A 19,044-nucleotide genomic window follows, 5' to 3' on the forward strand; every position below is an offset into this window, starting at 1 on the left:
ATAGTGTTTGTAACATTTAAGTTACTTTATTGGAATTAACGTTGACATATTGTCATTCAGTTTTCAATGTTCATTTTCTTCAACACAAGAATTAATTATACTCTCTATCGACTTAAAAGTCAACAACTTTTTTAAATTAATTTTTTAATGTTCGTTGATTTGTTTCGCTCAACAAATAAATACTATACAGGGTTTCTTCTAATAACACAACAGTAAAATTTACACTCCGGAGAATAGTAAATGAGTTATTAACCTAAAAAAACGAACATTAAATATGTTAGTTTATTTATTGTTAGTTTTAAAGATATTTTTCTCTGTTTTTAAAATCGTTTTATACCATTTCTCTTTCATAAAACAAACTTTTAAAAATTTACATTTTTTTAAAATAAATTTAAAAAAGCTATTTACAGTATAATTTAGTACTGTTAGAGACGAAATTCCCTCGTAACTCAATACTAATCTACTATAAATAGCATATAAAAAATTACATTTCAGTTCTGCCAGCAATGGCTTTAGAAAGCGTTACTTCATCAGCATACTCTAAATCACCACCAACTGATAATCCTTGCGCAAGACGTGTAACCTTTATTCCAATAGGTTTTACAAGTCTTGATATATACATGGCAGTTGACTCACCTTCTAAGTTTGGGTTCATTGCTAGTATGAGTTCTTTAACTTCTTCATCTTTCAATCTATCAATAAGCGTAGGTATATTAATATCTTCAGGTCCTATACCATCCATTGGAGAGATAGACCCATGTAATACATGATAAAGACCTTTATACTCCCTCATTTTTTCCATTGCAATAACATCTTTATCATCTTCAACCACACAAATAATTGAGCGATCCCTTTGTTTATCTTCACAAATGTAACATGGATCTTTTTCAGTGATATGACCACAGATACTACAATAGGTAAGTTCTCGTTTAACATCTACTAAGGCTTTAGCAAATTTTACGACATCGTCTTCTTTCATATCTAATGTATGAAAAGCCAGACGTTGAGCCGTCTTGGGACCAATGCCTGGCAGTTTCATAAAACTATCTATAAGTTTTGAAATCGGTTCAGGATAATGCATACTTAACACTTAACCTACATTCCTGGAATGTTTAAGCCTTGAGTATGTTTACCTAATCGTTCTTGTGTTAAATTATCTGCTTTATTCATCGCTTCATTTGTTGCAGCTAAAACTAAATCTTGTAACATTTCCACGTCATCTGGATCTACTGCTTCTTCTTTAATTTCTACATCTACAACTTCTTTATGACCAGTTACAGTTACAGCAACCATACCGCCACCAGCTGTACCTACAATACGTTCTTCTTTAAGTTTTTCTTGTTCTTGTGCCATTTTCTTTTGCATTTTTTGCATTTGTTTCATCATTTGTTGCATATTTCCGCCACCGCGCATAATTCATTTCCTCCTTAAATTTTCACATTAATTTTCTTATAATTTATAATTTATTATACATACGTTTATATCTATTGTCATGTATGACTCATTCATCGTTTTTTATAAACAACCTGATATATTTTATTATTCATCTATCATATTTACAGTGTCTTCCCCGAATAAATCTCTTGCTTTTTGAGCAATATCAGGCGTTTTCTCTTGAGTATTGTCTTTTGTACTTTCAGTAGAATGATGGTCATTTTGTTTTCGATGATTAATATACTCGCTTCTTACTCTCATCCATTGATCTGAAGGGACTCCTACTACTTCAACATTTTTATCAATGATATTACAAACGACATTTTCAATATTTTTTCTTTTTTCTTCATCTTTATTAACAATTTCACAATGGATTTCTTCATCGAATTGAATTAATACACGTTTTCTACTTGCCGCTACTGGAATTGAGTTTTGCAATAAGCTTACTAAAGATTTTTTATCATTACTTTTAGCATAATCAATCACTTCTTGCCAATGTTCTTTCAATAGTCGAATATCTTCTTTATTTGCTTCATCTAAAACTTTAGCAATCTGTGTCATAGAAAATGCTGCTTTACTTTGACGTTTACTTCTAGAATTTGTATTCATTTGCGTATGTTTTTTATTGCTCTGTGAAATACCTTGGGCTTTTAGAGTTTTTAGCTCATTTTCAAGTTGTTCCATTCTTTGTAATAACACTTCATTATTAGGTTCTGCGGCAATAGGAGTTGTCGCTACATTTTCTACCTTCGTAGGATTTGATTTAACCATTTCAGCTAATTTAACTAATAACACTTCAAAGTGTACGTTTTGATTCACACTAAATCTAATAGAAACAAGAGTGTCATTTATAATATCTATCATATGATATAACGTTTCTAAATCAAAGTGAGTTAAGGCATCGTAACTTGTTTGTTCATTGATTGTTTTATTCATAATCGTATCTCTTACGAAATAAATCATATCATTAATAAGCCTATTTACTTCTTTACCTTCAGATACAAAGTGATGATAGCGAGAAAATGCTTCTTTTACATTTCCATCAACAATATTTTTAAATAATTCATTAAGCGAAGCTTCATCTACACTACCAGTTACATCTAATACATCTTGTAATGTAAGATGCTCATCCCCAAAAGCAATCGCTTGATCCATGATACTTAATGCATCACGCATACCACCCTCTGATGCTTTAGCAATAAATTCTAATGCCGCTTTATCGTAATCTAATGATTGTTCTTGTGCAACAAAACGTAATCGTTCAACAATTTGTTCGGTACTAATCGCTTTAAAGTCAAAACGTTGTGCCCGTGAAATAATAGTAGGTGGTATTTTATGCGGTTCTGTTGTTGCTAAAATAAAAATAGCATGTGCTGGGGGTTCTTCTAATGTTTTTAATAAAGCATTAAAAGCGCCAGTTGTAAGCATATGAACCTCATCTATAATATAAACCTTATATTTCGATTCACTAGGTGCGTATTTAACTTTATCTCTAATATTTCTAATTTCATCAACACCATTATTACTAGCAGCATCAATTTCAATAACGTCACCATTCGTTCCTTGTGTAATGCCTTTGCATATTGTACATTCATTACAAGGTTCACCATCATGAGGATTTAAACAATTGATAGCTTTAGCAAATACTTTAGCTATACTCGTTTTACCAGTTCCTCTTGGACCACTAAAAATATACGCATGAGACTGTTTTCCTTTAGAAATAGCATTTCTCAATGTTTTAGTGACATGTTCTTGACCTACAACATCATTAAAGCTTTGTGGCCTAAACATTCGATATAACGCTTGATAATTCACAGTCGCACCTCCAATACAATTACTTATCAATTATATCACGCAATATCTTTGCTATATTAATTTTTTATATTTCTATTGATAGCGGTTGTAGTTTCCCATGTGGATATTCACTTAATTGATTCCACAAGAATTTCACATAAAGAAGTTTATTCTCATGTTCCGAAATAATACGGTGTTGTGCTGCTGATTCATAACCTAACGTTGTAAAATAGTCAGGACAACAATCTACAATAATAGCAGTATAATGATGAGACTTCGCTCTCTCTTCTACAGCTTGTACTAATGCTTTTCCTATACCTTGATTTCGATAAGGTGTTGCTACAATCAAAGAAGATAATTGTAATACTTTAAATGTATCTTCATTATCAATGAGATCCACTTCATTTAGCATGATATGCCCTATAATTTCTCCGTCTTCTTTTTTGGCAATAACTTCTAATTCATAATTATATGTAGGTTGTTTTCTTAAATTAGAAATCATTTTACTATGTGATTTCCCATTTAAATCTTCACTATTAGTATCATGTTTTTCAAGTTTCTCTAAAGTCTCGATATAATCCATTTCAGTTAAAGTACTTAAATAAACTTGCATAACTTCCCCCCTATAATTAATATTGTTCTAATCATATTTATATTAAATTAATTGAGTGAATGTGTCAGTGTAGATGCCTATAAACTTTATTATAGACGTTACTTAGAGTATTTGTTTTCCTCAAAACAAATATTTTGAATATCTATATATAAATATGATGTTTATAGTTGTTTGATGACAACTCACTTAAATAATTTAAAACTCTTTATCTATATTCTAAGTTCTTCTATAGTTTATATAAAAAAGTAGCCTGGGACATAATTAAATGTCTCAGGCATTTTTAATATGTTGGCAGTTGATAACTGAATTGAAAATGAATTCTGTCCCACTCCCATAAAGTATATATATTTATAAAAACGATTGGTTTGAAATTAAAAAGACCGTGCACCTTCGAATCGAGTGTACATCATAAACGTTACCGAAGTCGATAGCTAAATCTCGGCTACCCTACGGCACATATGAGTGTCCACTTAATGCTGCTTCCGTCAGGACCTGACATGATTCATGGGTTCATATTGCATAGGACCGAAATCTTCAAACACCTCGTGCTTCGGGCAGACTTCACAAAAGTACACCCTCAACGAAGGAATTAAGTCTCGCATAAAGCGGATTTCGAGTACAGGGAACCGCTACCTCCCCACCTAGCACGGTAAGTTTTATAATACTATAAAACGTATTAATGTTGCAAGTAAAATAGTATATTTATCTATAAATCATTCAAGTTAAAATAAATTTTAAAATGACTATTTACTTTGTCGACGAGAAAATTCATTAAACTTAAACTCTGTCGCTAAATGTTTTGAAATATTATATTGAAATCGTGTCGTATCTTTAAGAAAAACTGTACTTCTTACTGTCGCCGTATATGGATGATGCACTTTACCAAACACTTGATATTCAAACTCCTTAAATGGTTCAAATGTAATTGATTTATTAGAATAACTAATATCTAAATTAAGTTCTTTTTCTAAATAATCATAAATAGAATTATTAGCTATCGTATCAGATATTTCAGGAACCACTGAAGTTAGAAAATAATCTTCGTCTAGTATTTTAACTTTTTTATTTATACTTCTACTTCTTATTACATGACATAATAACTCATTATTCTTTAAAAGCAATTTTTCTTTCACTAAAGGAACATCAGACGCCTTTATTATTTCATTTACAAGTACATGTGTTTCATGATTTAAGTTTAACTTTTCTTTAACTTCTTTAAAGCTAATTAAATCCGAAAAAGGAAATTCAGTCATATCTTGTTGTATGACTATTGATCCTTTTCCTCTAATTTTTTGAATCACTCCATCATTTGCAAGTAATTCTAATGCTTTTCTTACAGTTTCTCGAGAGGAGTGATACGTTTCTACAAGCTCACGTTCTGACGGTAGTTGTTCACCATATAAATAGTTCCCTTCAGAAATATCTTTTTTTAGATTATCATAAATTATTGCAAATTTTTGTTGATTCATTTTTTATATTTCACCCAATTAATTAATATGATTTACTAATAACTATTGCACCGTAAGATGAAATTTTATTATTAAGAATTGTACCACTTTGAATAATGGTATCTCCTACTATATCAAGGTCATCTGGAATCCTAACAGATTCATTTGAAAAGTTAGCAATAATTAGCCAGGAATCATTTTTGTAATTACGTCGATAAACAAATAATTGCGGATGATCCATATACAAAGGTTCGATATCACCATAAGTAATAATATCTTGATGATGACGCAATTTAATAAGTTGACGATATACATGTAAAACTGAATCTTTATTATTTATAGCATCTTCAACATTAATTGTATCTATATTATTAGGTAAATCTATCCATGGCGTACTAGATGTAAATCCTGCATTTTCATTTTGATTCCATTGTATAGGAGTACGCGAATTATCACGTGATTTTTGAGATAAAATAGTCAATATTTCTTCTTCTAGTACTCCTTGTTCTTTCAAATGCGCATACGCATTAAGAGACTCTACATCACGATATTTCTGTATCGATGTATAATGTGGATCAGTCATACCAATTTCTTCACCTTGATAAATATATGGTGTACCTTGTAACATGTGTAGAACAATTGCTAACATTTTTGCGCTTGCTTGTCGATTCAATTCACTTGTGTCATCGCCAAATCGTGATACTACTCTTGGTTGGTCATGATTACACCAAAAAATAGCATTCCAACCACCGCCATCATGGATACCTACTTGCCATTCCATTAAAACTTTCTTCAATTTAAGAAAATCATATTTTTTATTTGTCCACTTTTCTCCATCTTTATAATCCACTTTTAAATGATGAAAATTAAATACGCTATTCAATTCTTGACGCTCAGGACGTGTATATTTAATACAATTATCAATAGTTGTTGAAGACATCTCACCTACTGTCATCATATTTCTATCTCCAAAAGTATAACGATTAAGTTCATGTAAATATTCATGTACACGGGGACCATCAGTATAGAATTCTTTTCCAGTAGCGTCTGAATTTTTAAATTCATCTTTAGAAATAAGGTTTATTACGTCAAAACGGAAACCATCAACTCCAAATTGAATCCAATAATTCACCATCTCATAAAGTGCTTGTCTTACTTTTTGATTATCCCAATTCAAATCAGCTTGTGTCACATCAAATAAGTGTAAATAATATTCATCTGAATGTTCATCATATTTCCAAGCATTTCCACCAAATTTAGATTGCCAATTTGTTGGAGGACCATCTTCTGATGATTTGAAAAAATAAAAATCTCGATAGTAATTATCTTTTGAACTAATTGCTTCTCTAAACCATTGATGTTCTGTAGAAGTATGATTAATTACAATATCTAGCATGACTTTTAAATCTCGACGATGTGCTTCATAAATCAATGTTTTAAAATCTTCTAATGTTCCAAATTGTTCATTAATTTTAAAATAATCGCTGATATCGTAGCCATTATCATTCATGGGAGATTCATAAATAGGTGTTAGCCAAATATAATCCACACCTAAATATTTTATGTAATCTAATTTTTCAATAATACCATTCAAATCTCCTTTTCCGTTTCCAGTTGTATCATTAAACGATTTAGGGTAAATTTGATAAACTACTGATTTTCTCCAATCTTTTTGAATCATATTAATGCCACCTTATATAAAAAATATATTTTTTCAAAATACTTTAGTATTTACTTCTTAAAATGAAACTACTTAAACATCATTTTACATTTTCAGGATTTTCTACCATTTTTTTAGCTTTAATGTTAGTAAATTTAGAGAAAATCACTGTTAATATTGCTGGCACAATGATAGCTAATAGTGTAACAGGTCCGTAAATATACCAATACTTACTTTGTATTGAAATAAAAGCCGGGACACCGCCAACTCCTACGTTTCCAAGAACTCGATTTGCTCCAATGATTGCCCCTAAAACACTTGATGTACAAATTGCTGCGAAAAATGGTACTTTTAGAGGTAAATTCACTCCAAACATAGCTGGTTCAGTAACACCTAAGAAAGCAGAAACACTAGATGTTAATGCTAACCCTTCTTCTTTAGCCATTTTTCGACGTTTATAAATAAACCATGCGCCAAATGCAGCTGATCCTTGACAAACATTAGAAATTGCTACAATTGGCCATAAATAAGTACCTTTTAGTGAACTACCCATTAACTGAAAATCTACTGCTAAGAACATGTGATGTAATCCAGTAATAACAAGTGGTGCATAAAAGAATCCATAAATTGCGCCACCTAGCCAACCAGCATGTTCAAAAACAAATTGTATAGCACTAGTAATTGCTGTTCCAATACCTAATGCTACAGGCCCAATAATAATAAATGATAGGAATCCTGTAATTAATAATGCTACAGGTCCTACTACAAGCATCTTAATTGAATCATGTACAACTTTATTAAGTGCTTTTTCAATTAACGAAAGTACATAAGCCGCAATAAGTACCGGAAGTACTTGTCCTTGATAATTTAATTGCTTAATTTCTAAACCAAATAAATTCCATGTAGGAATATGACCTTTAGCTATATCATATTGAGAAACGAGTTGAGGATGCATTAATATTAATCCCAACACTAATCCTAGGATTGGACTACCGCCAAAGACTTTCATACTACTCCAACCAATTAAAGCTGGTAAGAAGATAAAAGCTGTACTAGCTATAACATTAATAATATTAGAAATATCTCCTAATTGTGGTTGTTGTTCTACTAGTGACTTAGGACCAAATAAATTTTCCATAGTTAACAAATTGTTAATTCCCATAAGCAAACCTGCTGTGACTAAAGCTGGCAAAATTGGGATAAAAATATCTCCTAATAATTTTACTAACCGTTGTAATGGATTACCTTTTTTTGCTGCAGCAGCTTTGGCATCTTCTTTAGATGCAGTTTCAACGCCTGTTTCATTCACAAATTGTTTATACACTTCATCTACCGTACCAGGACCAATAACAATTTGATATTGATTATCAGCTTTAAATTGGCCTTTAACAAGCGTATTATTATCTAAAGCCTCTTTATCTACTTTATTATCATCTTTCAACACTAATCTCAATCGTGTAACACAATGAGTAGCAGTATCTACGTTTTCTTTTCCTCCAATTGCTTGAACAATGTCTTGCACGTCTCTTTTTTTTACAGCCACGATTTCCACTCCTTTGTTTCTAACTTAAACAAAGTATAGCTTGTCTAGACAAGTTATGCAAAGGCTTTCACAAGGTTGTCTGATTTTTGTAAATTTCAATATATAAAAAAATAAGCACTCAGTATTTACTGAGTGCTTATATTCTTTATATTTATTAGTCTTGGATTTTAATTATAATGGCGGAGGAAGAGGGATTCGAACCCCCGCGGCCCGTTAAGGCCCTGTCGGTTTTCAAGACCGATCCCTTCAGCCGGACTTGGGTATTCCTCCAATGAACACAACAACTATCTTATAATATTATTCATTGGAAGTCAATCTTTTTATATTATTATGATAAAACTTTTTGTTTAAGATATTGGTCTACTGATTTAGCTACAGCTCGACCTTCTTTAATTGCCCACACGACTAAACTTTGTCCGCGACGTGCATCTCCTGCAGCAAATATCTTTTCTTGATTTGTACGATAATCTTGCTCATTTGCTATAATTTTATTTTGTTTAGTTTTAATATCAAACGATCTTGGTACTGTTGTTTCAGTCCCTTCAAATCCGATTGATAATAACACTAAATCTGCTGGCCAGTGTCTTTCCGTACCATCAACAACAACCATACCTTCAGGTGTTTCTTCTAAAATTTGGGTATAAACACCACGAATATTCCCGATTGCATCTACATCATATCGCATTGTTTGTACGCCATAAGCACGAGGCTCTCTTCCAAATCGCGCTTCATATTCTTTATGAGCATAATCCATTTTAAATACAGGTAGTGCTAAAGGCCAAGAGGTATTACTTTCAAATGTAATCTCTTCTGGTGCTTTTGTATACTTATTAAACTGTACAATGGACTTACAATTTTCACGTAAAGCAGTTGCTACACAGTCTGCTCCAGTGTCTCCCGCTCCTATGACAACGACATTTTTATCTTTAGCTGTAATTGAAGCTTCTTCAATCTCACCGTTTAGAACTTGCATTTGCTCAGTAAGGTAATCCATAGCAAAATGAATACCTTGCCCTATTCTACCTTCTAAAGGTAAATCGCGTGCTTTTTGAGCCCCGGTACATAGTATAATCGCATCAAATTGTTCTTCTAATTCTTCACGCGTTACATCTACACCGATATTTGTATTTGTCTTGAAAATAATACCCGCCTCACGCATGATTTCAATTCTACGTCGGACAACAGTTTTGTCTAACTTCATGTTTGGAATACCATACATTAATAGACCGCCTGGTTCAGCTGCTCTTTCAAAGACAGTAACTTGATAACCTAAATGATTTAATTCTTCCGCAGCTGCTAATCCTGCAGGACCGCTTCCAACAATTGCTACGCTCTGATCTTTGTGTTCTTTTGGATATTTTGGTTTTACCCATCCATTTTCATATGCTTCATCAATAATCGTGCGCTCGATACCTTTAATCGCTACAGAATCACGATTAATTTTCATGACACATGATTGCTCACATGGTGCAGGACAAATACGTCCTGTAAATTCAGGAAAATTATTTGTCTCACTTAGGCGCTCGTATGCTTCTTTAAAATCTTGATGATAAACTAAATCATTCCATTCAGGGATATAGTTTCCTATTGGACAACCAATTGTTTCTCGTCCGAAAGGAAGTCCAGTTTGACAAAATGGCGTTCCACAATCCATACATCTTGCCCCTTGAATAGAAGCTTCTTCTTTAGAAAATCGTTGTTGGAACGCTTCATGTCCTTCTAAACGTTCAATGAGTGACAATTCTGCTAATGATTGTTTCTCATATTTCATAAACCCTTTAAACTCACCCATAACATTTCCTTCCTTTCTTTAATAAATCACAGCTGGTTGCAAGTCTTTTTCAATTGATGTGCGATTATCATAAAATGCAGCTAATTTTGCTTCGTTATCTTCTGATAAATGGCGACGTTGTAACTCAATTTTTTGCATCATTAATTCATAATCTTTTGGAATCACTTTTATTACATGTTCAGTGATATTTTCAAATTGATTTAAGATATTTTTAGCTTTTGTACTCTTTGTATAACGATAATGATCTTCTAACATTGATTTAAGTAAATGCTTTTCTTCATCATGTTGTACGTGTTTAAATGCTAAAGTTGGAAGCTGATTTGCTTTTTTAAATGCTTCGATATCACTTGGGAAGATATAACATACTCCACCACTCATACCTTGACCAAAGTTTTTTCCAACATCACCAAGGATGATGACATGTCCGCCTGTCATGTATTCCAAACCATGATCTCCAATCCCTTCAACAACTACATCTATGCCACTATTACGAATACAGAAGCGTTCTCCAGCCTTACCATTAATATATGCTTTACCACTTGAAGCACCATAGAAGCACACATTACCTACAATAATTTCATTTTCACGAGCATGGTTTGGCGCTTTAACTACAACAGTTCCACCAGATAATCCTTTACCTACATAATCATTGGCATCTCCAGTATGTTGTATTAATAATCCCTTAGGAGCAAATGCACCTAAACTTTGACCAGCATGACCAACTGTCTCAGCAATAATCGTTTCTTCAGGCAAACCTTTACTACCATGTTGCTTCGTAATGTAACTACCTGTAATTACACCAACATTTCGTTGAGTGTTATTAATTGTATATTGCCCTTTAAACTTCTCACTATTTTCAATACTTTGTTTTGCTTCTTTATATAAATAATTTAAATCGAAACCAATATCTAAATGGTGATTTTGAGATATTTCTTTTATATTTGGTCCATCTACAGCATGAATTAACTTCTCAATATCAAGCGTGGCTGCTTTAGATTTAGGATTAATATGACGCGATCGTTGTAATAAGTCAGTACGTCCTACTAGTTCTTCGACTGTTTTCAAGCCAAGTTCTGCGAGAACTTCTCTTAATTCTTTAGCAATGAAATGCATAAAATTGACAACGTGGTCTGCTTTACCTCTATAAAGCGCCCGTAAGTCTTTATTTTGTGTTGCTATTCCTACTGGACAGGTATCATTATGACAAACTCTCATCATAATACACCCGAGAACTACAAGAGGTGCAGTGGCAAAACCAAATTCTTCTGCTCCTAATGCACATGCTAAAGCTACATCTTTACCTGTTAATAATTTACCATCTGTTTCTAAACGTACACGGCTACGCAAATCATTTAACTTTAATGTTTGGTGAGTTTCTGCTAAACCAAGCTCTCATGGTAATCCAGCATGTTGAATACTTGTTTTAGGGGATGCACCAGTACCACCGTCATAACCACTGACAACAATTTTATCTGCAAATGCTTTAGCTACCCCTGAAGCAATCGTTCCTATACCAGTTTTAGATACTAATTTAACAGCAATATCTGCGTCTTTATTTGCATTTTTCAAATCGTGAATCAACTGTGCTAAATCTTCAATTGAGTAAATATCATGGTGTGGTGGTGGAGAAATAAGCCCAATTCCTGGTGTAGATCCACGCGTTTCAGCAATCCAAGGATATACTTTAGTTCCTGGCAGTTGTCCACCTTCACCAGGTTTTGCACCTTGAGCTACTTTAATTTGTAATTCTTTAGCGTGTTGTAAATACTCACTAGTTACACCAAATCGTCCTGATGCCACTTGCTTAATTGCACTTGATAAATAACTACCGTCTTCTTGAACGACATATCGCTTAGGATTTTCTCCTCCTTCACCGCTATTACTTTTCCCACCTAATTTATTCATTGCTTTTGCCAATGTTTGATGTGCTTCCTCAGAAATAGAACCATAGCTCATAGCACCTGTATTAAAACGTTTTACAATTGATTCTACAGATTCTACTTGATCAATAGATATTGACTGCTGTGGTTTAAATTCTAGTAAATCACGTAAATGGTCGTTTCTATTTTCATGCACAGCGTTAGTAAATGCTTTAAATTGCTCGTAATCATTTCCACGACAAGCATGTTGTAATAAGTGAATCGTTGTTGGATTAAACACGTGATGTTGTCCTTGTTGACGCCATTGAAAATTACTACCAGAAGCTAGATATTCTTCTTCGTTACTTTGGCGTTTTCTATTTTCTTCATCAATTTGTTCGATACTTAACCCTGATAATTTAGACTGTGTTCCTGTAAAATAAGTGTCAATAACATTTTTAGATAATCCTACTGCTTCAAATATTTGTGCGCCTTGATAACTTTGAACAGTAGAGATACCCATTTTAGCCATAACTTTAATAACGCCTTCTGATAAAACGTTTGTATATGTTTCAACGTTCTCAGAAATCGAACCTTTAAGATGGCAATTATCAGTTAAGTGAGCAATTGTTTGTTGTGCTAAGTATGGAATAACCGCATTCGCACCATACCCAAGTAAACAAGCAACATGATGCACTTCACGTGTTTCACCTGATAAAGCAACAATACTTGTACTCATACGTAAATCTTCTTTAATAAGTAATTGATGAACATGACTTATGGCTAATAATATTGGCATAGCATAATACAGTGACTGAGTTGTATCGATAAGTGCGCTATCATCTAACACTAAAATTGTGTAACCTTCTTTTGTAGCTTGAATCGCTTGTTCTCCTAAACGATTTAAAGCTGCCTCAAGTGAAATATCTTGATAAAGAATCGACAAATGTTTCACGTTAAACTTACTTTGTTCAATTTTATCTAATTGATTTAATGTAAGGACTGGTTTAGTAAGTTGTATACGATCTAAGACACTCGGATCTGGATGAAGTAAGTTTCCTTCACTACCTAGATAAGATAATTCACTTGTCACAATCTTTTCACGATATGCATCGATAGGCGGATTCGTTACTTGAGCAAACAGCTGTTTAAAGTAGTTAAATAATGATTCTGGTCGTTCATTTAATACTGCAAGTGGCGCATCATACCCCATTGCACCAATAGGATCTTTCTTTCCTACAACTAAGTCTGTCATATATTTGTGAATATCTTCCTTAGTGTAGCCAAATTGCTTTTGCATTCTGAATAGCGTTGCTTCATCTAATAATTTACGTTGATATTGAACTTGTTCTAATTCTAAATCAATTTTGTATTGATCAATCCACTCTTTATACGGGTGTTTATGTGCAATATTAGTTTTAAGTTCATTATTTTCGATGACCTTATTAGAGTTAAAATCAACCAACAATAATTTTCCAGGGTTCAATTGTCCTTTAAAAGCGACGTTTTCTTCTGGGACATCAATCACACCCACTTCAGATGAGAAAACAATAAAATTATCTTTAGTAATTGTATAGCGTCCTGGTCGTAATCCATTACGATCCGTTAATGCACCAATTTTATCGCCATTACAGAATGAAATCATTGTTGGACCATCCCATGGTTCCATTAAATAGCTATAAAATTCATAAAATGCGCGTACATTTTCATCATTGGATTTATTATATAGCCATGGCTCTGGTATAAGTAACATCGCCGCTTCTTCAGGTTCCATTGCTAAATTTAAGAACTCCAATGCGTTATCTACAATAGCTGAGTCACTTCCATCCTCATCAACAATATTTTGAATTTTTTCACTTTCATTACCAAATAAAGTATTAATAAGTTGACGTTGACGGGCACGCATCCAATTGACATTACCCTTAATTGTATTAATTTCTCCGTTATGCATAAGAAGTCGATTAGGATGCGCACGTTTCCAACTAGGGAATGTGTTCGTACTAAATCTTGAATGAACAAGTCCTAGTTTTGATTGATAATCTTTATTGTTCAGGTCTAGGTATAATTTCTTAATTTGATCTGAACGTAACCAACCTTTATAAACAATCGTTTTATGAGACAAACTTGTAAAATATAACTCTAAATTTTCGCGTTCTGCATATTGTTCAATTTGTTTACGTGCTAAATATAACTGTTTAACAGGCGTTTCATGCTGTTTTAAGTCTACAAATACTTGCTGTACATAAGGCATTGTAGAAGCAACATGTTCTGCTAACGCTTGTGTGTCTACAGGAACTTCTCTATAACCAATCGCTTTCAATCCTTCATCATTAAAATATTGATTAAATATTGTTTCATGCTGTGTACCTAAAACTTTTTGATTAGAGAAAAAAAGACCTACCGCATATTCGCCTTCATTAGGTAAGTCGAAATGAGTGTGCTTTTTAAAAAATTCGAAGGGAATTTCTGTCATAATTCCTGCACCATCACCAGTAATACCATCAGCTCCGATACCACCACGATGATCTAGTCTACGCAACATTTCTAATGATTTTTCAATAATATCGTGAGATCTTAAATTATCCATATTGGCATAAAAGCCGATTCCACATGCATCATGTTCCTCACGGTAATCATATAATCCTCTTTTTAGTCTATCTTTAAACACGATGCCCACTCCTTTTGAGAATTTTCAGAAAATTTACTGTTAATAATAATTAATATAATGTAAAATATTTATCTGAACAATATATTAAATAGATAATACTATTCTAATAATTAGAACATTTGCGATATACTTATATTAAGGAGGTAGTATATGGAAATTAAACAATTACGATACTTTGTTGAAGTTGCTCGACGTGAACATATTTCCGAGGCTGCATTGGAACTTAACATTGCTCAATCTGCAATTAGTCGCCAAATCAATTTACTTGAAAAAGAATTACAAGTTCCATTATTTGATAGACAAGGTCGCAATATATTTCTTACTTCACACGGTAAAGCGTTACTAACACAAGCAACTCAAATACTAGAACAACTTGATGAAACGGTTGCTCTTTTTCAACAAGAGCAACTTAAAAACGCACATCATATTAATTTAGGCTTTGAAGAAAGCTATGCTTCTCATATGATTACACCTATTATTCAAGCATTCGAAAGAGAATATGATAGTCATATTATTCCGAGTTTAATGAATCATACTCAGATAGTAGAATGTTTAAATTCAGGAAAAATCGATATAGCTATTGTTGAAAATACATCTGAATTACAAGCAAACTCAACTCTTTCTATTAAGTCTTTATATGAAGAAACATATCATTTATATGTACCTAAAGATGATGCTATTGCCTTATCATTTAATCCACCGTTAACACAACTTAAACAATTTGAAGAAAAACCTTTATATACGTTCCATGTTTTGCCTGATTCTATTAAAAAACGATTAGAATCTGTAATTAAAGTACCTATATATACACTGGGTACAAAATCTCTTGGTCAATACCTATTAAAACAACGTCGTGGGCATCTACTCTTACCTGATTATATGTCATTGGATCATTCATCTGAACAATTACGGGATATTTCTTTATCACACACAGAACTAAAACGCTCATTTTGTGTGGTATTTAAAAAAGACAATAAAAAAGTAGATATTCTTAATCTATTTCATTTAATTCAAACATTGTTAAGCAAAGTTTCAATATATCATTAGGCTTCGTTTAAAGTACTAACACATATCTTGTGAATTGAATATCATTTTGAAGAAGCGTATAATCACTTTATTGCGATAAAAGGATAAATTATATAATTAAAAGAGGATTATGTTTAATGAATATAAAGACACATCATGTATCTAAGAATAAAAATACTCATTGGCTGATTATTGTTGTTGCTTTAATGATGCTTGGATTATTTATTTTTACATTTTTTAATACTTCATTCTATCAAATGCCTATTGGTAAAATCACAAATATTAAAACAAGTCAGGGTCAAAAAATCACAGACGAGCATCATAATACTGATGTAAAATATAATCAACGATTAACTATACGCATTCTAAACGGTAAGTATAAAGGCGATATAACAACTGTTAATAATCATTTTGTAAAATCTCAAGCAGATTCTGAACAATTTTCTAAAAATGAAAAAGTGTTATTACATATGCAAAAAGGACCGTCAGACGCTACTATTCTAGAAAAAAAACGTGATAGCCTTACTGTGGCTATTGTTGGAATATTTATAGTGACACTGTTAATTGTAGGTAAAAATGTGGGTTTACAATCGATTCTATCTCTTATATTTAACACCGTGTTTATTATTGCTGCAATAGCCATTCATAATATTTTTTCAGGTACAAATTTATTTTTGTTAATGAGTATGGCAATCATTATATCGACCATTCTTACATTAATATTAGTAACTGGATGGCAAAGACGGACTTGGATTACGATAGTTGCTACTTTATCTGGAACGTTTTTATGCGTAGGGATTACCGAATTATTAATTCAACTTACAGGTGGTAATGGAATTAAATATGAAACAATGAATTTTTTAACACTACCTCCAAAAGATATCTTTATGTCTTCTGTACTTATTGGAACATTAGGAGCGGTAATGGATGTGGCAATTACAATTTCTAGTGGAATGTATGAAATCCTTCAACACACGCCTGACATTTCAATGTCTCGTTGGTCTTTAGCTGGACGCCATATCGGTCAAGATATTATGGGTACCATGACAAATATCTTATTATTTTCATATTTATCAGGTAGTCTAGCTATGATATTAATTTACTTAAAAAATGCTAATACATTTACTTATACGATATCAATGAACTGGTCTTTAGAAATTGCGCGTGCATTAACAGGTGGTATCGGTATTGTACTAACCATTCCTATCACAATCGGACTTATGGTCACTATATTTAAGTGGAAAGGAGTAAGTCGATGAATACAATTCTTTTACTCGCACTATTACTTTTTATTTTAATGATTTTGCTTGGCGGTAAAAAAGGACTCATCTCCTATCTCACTTTATTTTTAAATTTTATCATCCTCATTATTAGTAGTGTTTTCATTCTATTTGGGATGCCAATCTATCTAGTAGCATTTATCTTTTGTCTTGTTATTGCTGCTTGTAACCTATTTATTTTGAATAGTTATAATATTAAAACACAAGCCGCTTTTATCGGAACTATAGTAACGACTGTGCTTCTTATCATAGGCATATATCTATCTGTAAAATTTGGTCATCTACAAGGTTTTGCTACAGAACAACAAGATGAAACCTATATATTTTCAATGAATATTGGTATTAATATGCTACAGTTCTCTGTTTTTACTATTATATTGGCTGTAATCGCCGCTGTAATAGATTTAACAATCACAATCAGTTCACCAATGTATGAGTTGAATGAAACAAACCCTAACCTTTCTCGTAAAGACTTATTTCAATCTGGCATGCGTGTGGGTAGAGAAATTCTTGCAACTTCCGCTAACACAATTTATTTGGCTTATTTTGGTGGACAATTAACATTATTCTTTTGGTTTTTCCAACTTCATTATTCATTTGGACATATTTTGAACTCTAAAATTTTTGCTCAAGAGTTTATTTCTATCTTATTAGGTGGTTTTGCAGTCGCCTTAAGTATTCCAATTACTGCTTGGGTTACTGCTACATTAATTAAACATCATAAATTTAAACAAACAGACCACTACACTCCTACTTCACCCTTAAATAAACAAATAAAATAACACAGACAAAGCAGTGACATTTAATGATAAAAAGCATCAAATGTCACTGTCTCTTATTTATTTAATATTTATGTTGAAAATGTTTGAATCCATTTAATAACTGCTGGTGCAATGTATTGTGTATCAGTTTTATTAAACCAATGAATGTCAGTAATTTCATTATCAATTTGAACTTCATTCCAGTTAATACTTCGATTAACTTTAAATCCATTTAATTCGGTCAAAGTATTTGGTTGAGGATAGGCTTCACCAATTACTTTTCCAATATGTGTAAAATCATCTTGAGAAAAATGAAGTTGTAGTTCTTCTTCAATTTCTCTTTGAATAGCTTCTAAAAGTGTCTCACCTTTATCAATTTTCCCACCAGGAAAGTAATATTTTTCTCTGTGTCGAACTTGTACTAGTAAAATTTGATCCTCTGTTTCTTCCACTAAACATACGCATTTAATCATTCTATTCATCCTTATTAAAACATTCTCACTTCAAAAAAATAATTTAATTTAGTATGATATTAACATATATTAAAACAAAAATTGGGACAAATTCTTAATTAGTCATATAACATTTGGATTTGTCTTTTATTTTTATGGAGGTCATTTATTATGGCAAAACAATCAAAACTTTCACGCTTATCTAGTTTAGTAAGTACAGCTGGATTTATTGTGGATGGATATAATGGAATTAAATATAGTGCAAAAAATAAAAATTTAGTTTATCTATCACTAGCACTTAGCACAGCTGGTACTGTGTTCGATTTTATTGTTTCTATGAGATCACCACGTAAATTTCATAAATTTACATCATTCATCTCATTTATTGTCAATGTAACACGCTTAGCTTCAAGCTTTAGAAAAGTTAAAGAAGATTATCATTTCCAATAAAAAAAGATGCGCCTGGGATCTCATAAGTTGTCCCAGGCATTTTTAATATGTTGGAAGTCGATGACTGAATTGCAAATGAGCTTGTATTAAGCTTTTTTCAATTCTAGCGGAGCCCAAATTTTCATAAAGAAAGTTTATGAGTAACACAAGTTGGGAGTGGGACGATGAATTCTGTCCCACTCCCTTATTCCTACGATTAGTCAAGCATTTACAAATAAAATAAGCATTACTTAACTAAACCGTTCAATTTTAATTTTTTGAATA

At 32.2% G+C, this 19,044-nt stretch carries 13 protein-coding genes, 1 tRNA gene, 1 other RNA gene and 1 pseudogene; 4 read left to right on the top strand and 12 right to left on the bottom strand.

Features of this window, described 5'->3' with window-relative positions; genetic code table 11:
• Positions 1-484: 484 nt before the first annotated feature.
• From recR to gltB, 11 genes and pseudogenes are all read right to left on the bottom strand, one after another.
• Complete coding sequence (recR, locus tag AC2FB1_RS10190) at positions 485-1,081, bottom strand: recombination mediator RecR (protein WP_490675140.1); 597 nt, start codon at positions 1,079-1,081, stop codon at positions 485-487.
• Between the two features lie 14 nt (positions 1,082-1,095).
• Positions 1,096-1,413, bottom strand: a complete 318-nt coding sequence (locus tag AC2FB1_RS10195; protein WP_490675125.1) for a YbaB/EbfC family nucleoid-associated protein — start codon at positions 1,411-1,413, stop codon at positions 1,096-1,098.
• Positions 1,414-1,539: 126 nt separating this feature from the next.
• On the bottom strand, positions 1,540-3,249 hold the full coding sequence (dnaX, locus tag AC2FB1_RS10200) for a DNA polymerase III subunit gamma/tau (RefSeq protein ID WP_490675126.1): 1,710 nt from the start codon (positions 3,247-3,249) through the stop codon (positions 1,540-1,542).
• A gap of 64 nt (positions 3,250-3,313) precedes the next feature.
• Positions 3,314-3,841 (bottom strand): GNAT family N-acetyltransferase, encoded by a 528-nt coding sequence (locus AC2FB1_RS10205; RefSeq protein WP_490675127.1) that lies wholly within the window; start codon positions 3,839-3,841, stop codon positions 3,314-3,316.
• A gap of 380 nt (positions 3,842-4,221) precedes the next feature.
• An RNA gene (ffs, locus tag AC2FB1_RS10210) (signal recognition particle sRNA large type) lies at positions 4,222-4,491 on the bottom strand.
• Between the two features lie 93 nt (positions 4,492-4,584).
• Positions 4,585-5,310, bottom strand: coding sequence for a trehalose operon repressor (treR, locus tag AC2FB1_RS10215; protein WP_490675128.1), 726 nt, complete (start codon positions 5,308-5,310; stop codon positions 4,585-4,587).
• Between the two features lie 22 nt (positions 5,311-5,332).
• Complete coding sequence (gene treC / locus AC2FB1_RS10220; protein WP_490675129.1) at positions 5,333-6,970, bottom strand: alpha,alpha-phosphotrehalase; 1,638 nt, start codon at positions 6,968-6,970, stop codon at positions 5,333-5,335.
• Positions 6,971-7,049: 79 nt separating this feature from the next.
• Positions 7,050-8,492: a PTS system trehalose-specific EIIBC component gene (gene treP / locus AC2FB1_RS10225; RefSeq protein WP_490675130.1), complete on the bottom strand. Its 1,443-nt coding sequence runs from the start codon at positions 8,490-8,492 to the stop codon at positions 7,050-7,052.
• 177 nt (positions 8,493-8,669) lie between these two features.
• A tRNA-Ser gene (locus tag AC2FB1_RS10230) sits at positions 8,670-8,762 on the bottom strand.
• 58 nt (positions 8,763-8,820) lie between these two features.
• Complete coding sequence (locus AC2FB1_RS10235; RefSeq protein WP_490675131.1) at positions 8,821-10,284, bottom strand: glutamate synthase subunit beta; 1,464 nt, start codon at positions 10,282-10,284, stop codon at positions 8,821-8,823.
• 18 nt (positions 10,285-10,302) lie between these two features.
• Positions 10,303-14,811: pseudogene (gene gltB / locus AC2FB1_RS10240) on the bottom strand (glutamate synthase large subunit).
• A gap of 150 nt (positions 14,812-14,961) precedes the next feature.
• Between gltB and gltC the strand changes: the two are divergent.
• The 3 genes from gltC to AC2FB1_RS10255 all read left to right on the top strand — a co-directional run bounded on the left by gltC (position 14,962) and on the right by AC2FB1_RS10255 (position 17,899).
• The gene (gene gltC, locus AC2FB1_RS10245) at positions 14,962-15,858 is read left to right on the top strand and encodes a glutamate biosynthesis transcriptional regulator GltC (RefSeq protein ID WP_490675133.1); all 897 of its coding nucleotides are present in this window, start codon (positions 14,962-14,964) and stop codon (positions 15,856-15,858) included.
• Positions 15,859-15,974: 116 nt separating this feature from the next.
• A complete protein-coding gene (locus tag AC2FB1_RS10250) occupies positions 15,975-17,096 on the top strand; it encodes a YibE/F family protein (RefSeq protein WP_490675134.1) in 1,122 nt (373 codons plus the stop codon).
• Positions 17,093-17,899, top strand: a complete 807-nt coding sequence (locus AC2FB1_RS10255) for a YibE/F family protein (protein WP_490675135.1) — start codon at positions 17,093-17,095, stop codon at positions 17,897-17,899. The genes AC2FB1_RS10250 and AC2FB1_RS10255 overlap by 4 nt, the downstream gene beginning before the upstream one ends.
• Before the next feature lie 68 nt (positions 17,900-17,967).
• Here the strand turns inward: AC2FB1_RS10255 and AC2FB1_RS10260 are convergent, their stop codons facing one another.
• Positions 17,968-18,351 carry an NUDIX hydrolase gene (locus AC2FB1_RS10260; protein WP_490675136.1) on the bottom strand — a complete coding sequence of 128 codons (384 nt, stop codon included), beginning with the start codon at positions 18,349-18,351 and terminating at the stop codon, positions 17,968-17,970.
• Positions 18,352-18,501: 150 nt separating this feature from the next.
• Between AC2FB1_RS10260 and AC2FB1_RS10265 the strand changes: the two genes are divergently transcribed.
• The gene (locus AC2FB1_RS10265; protein WP_490675138.1) at positions 18,502-18,780 is read left to right on the top strand and encodes a hypothetical protein; all 279 of its coding nucleotides are present in this window, start codon (positions 18,502-18,504) and stop codon (positions 18,778-18,780) included.
• Positions 18,781-19,044 lie beyond the last annotated feature (264 nt).

Source organism: Staphylococcus sp. CoH_129_LAB_1, assembly GCF_058191515.1.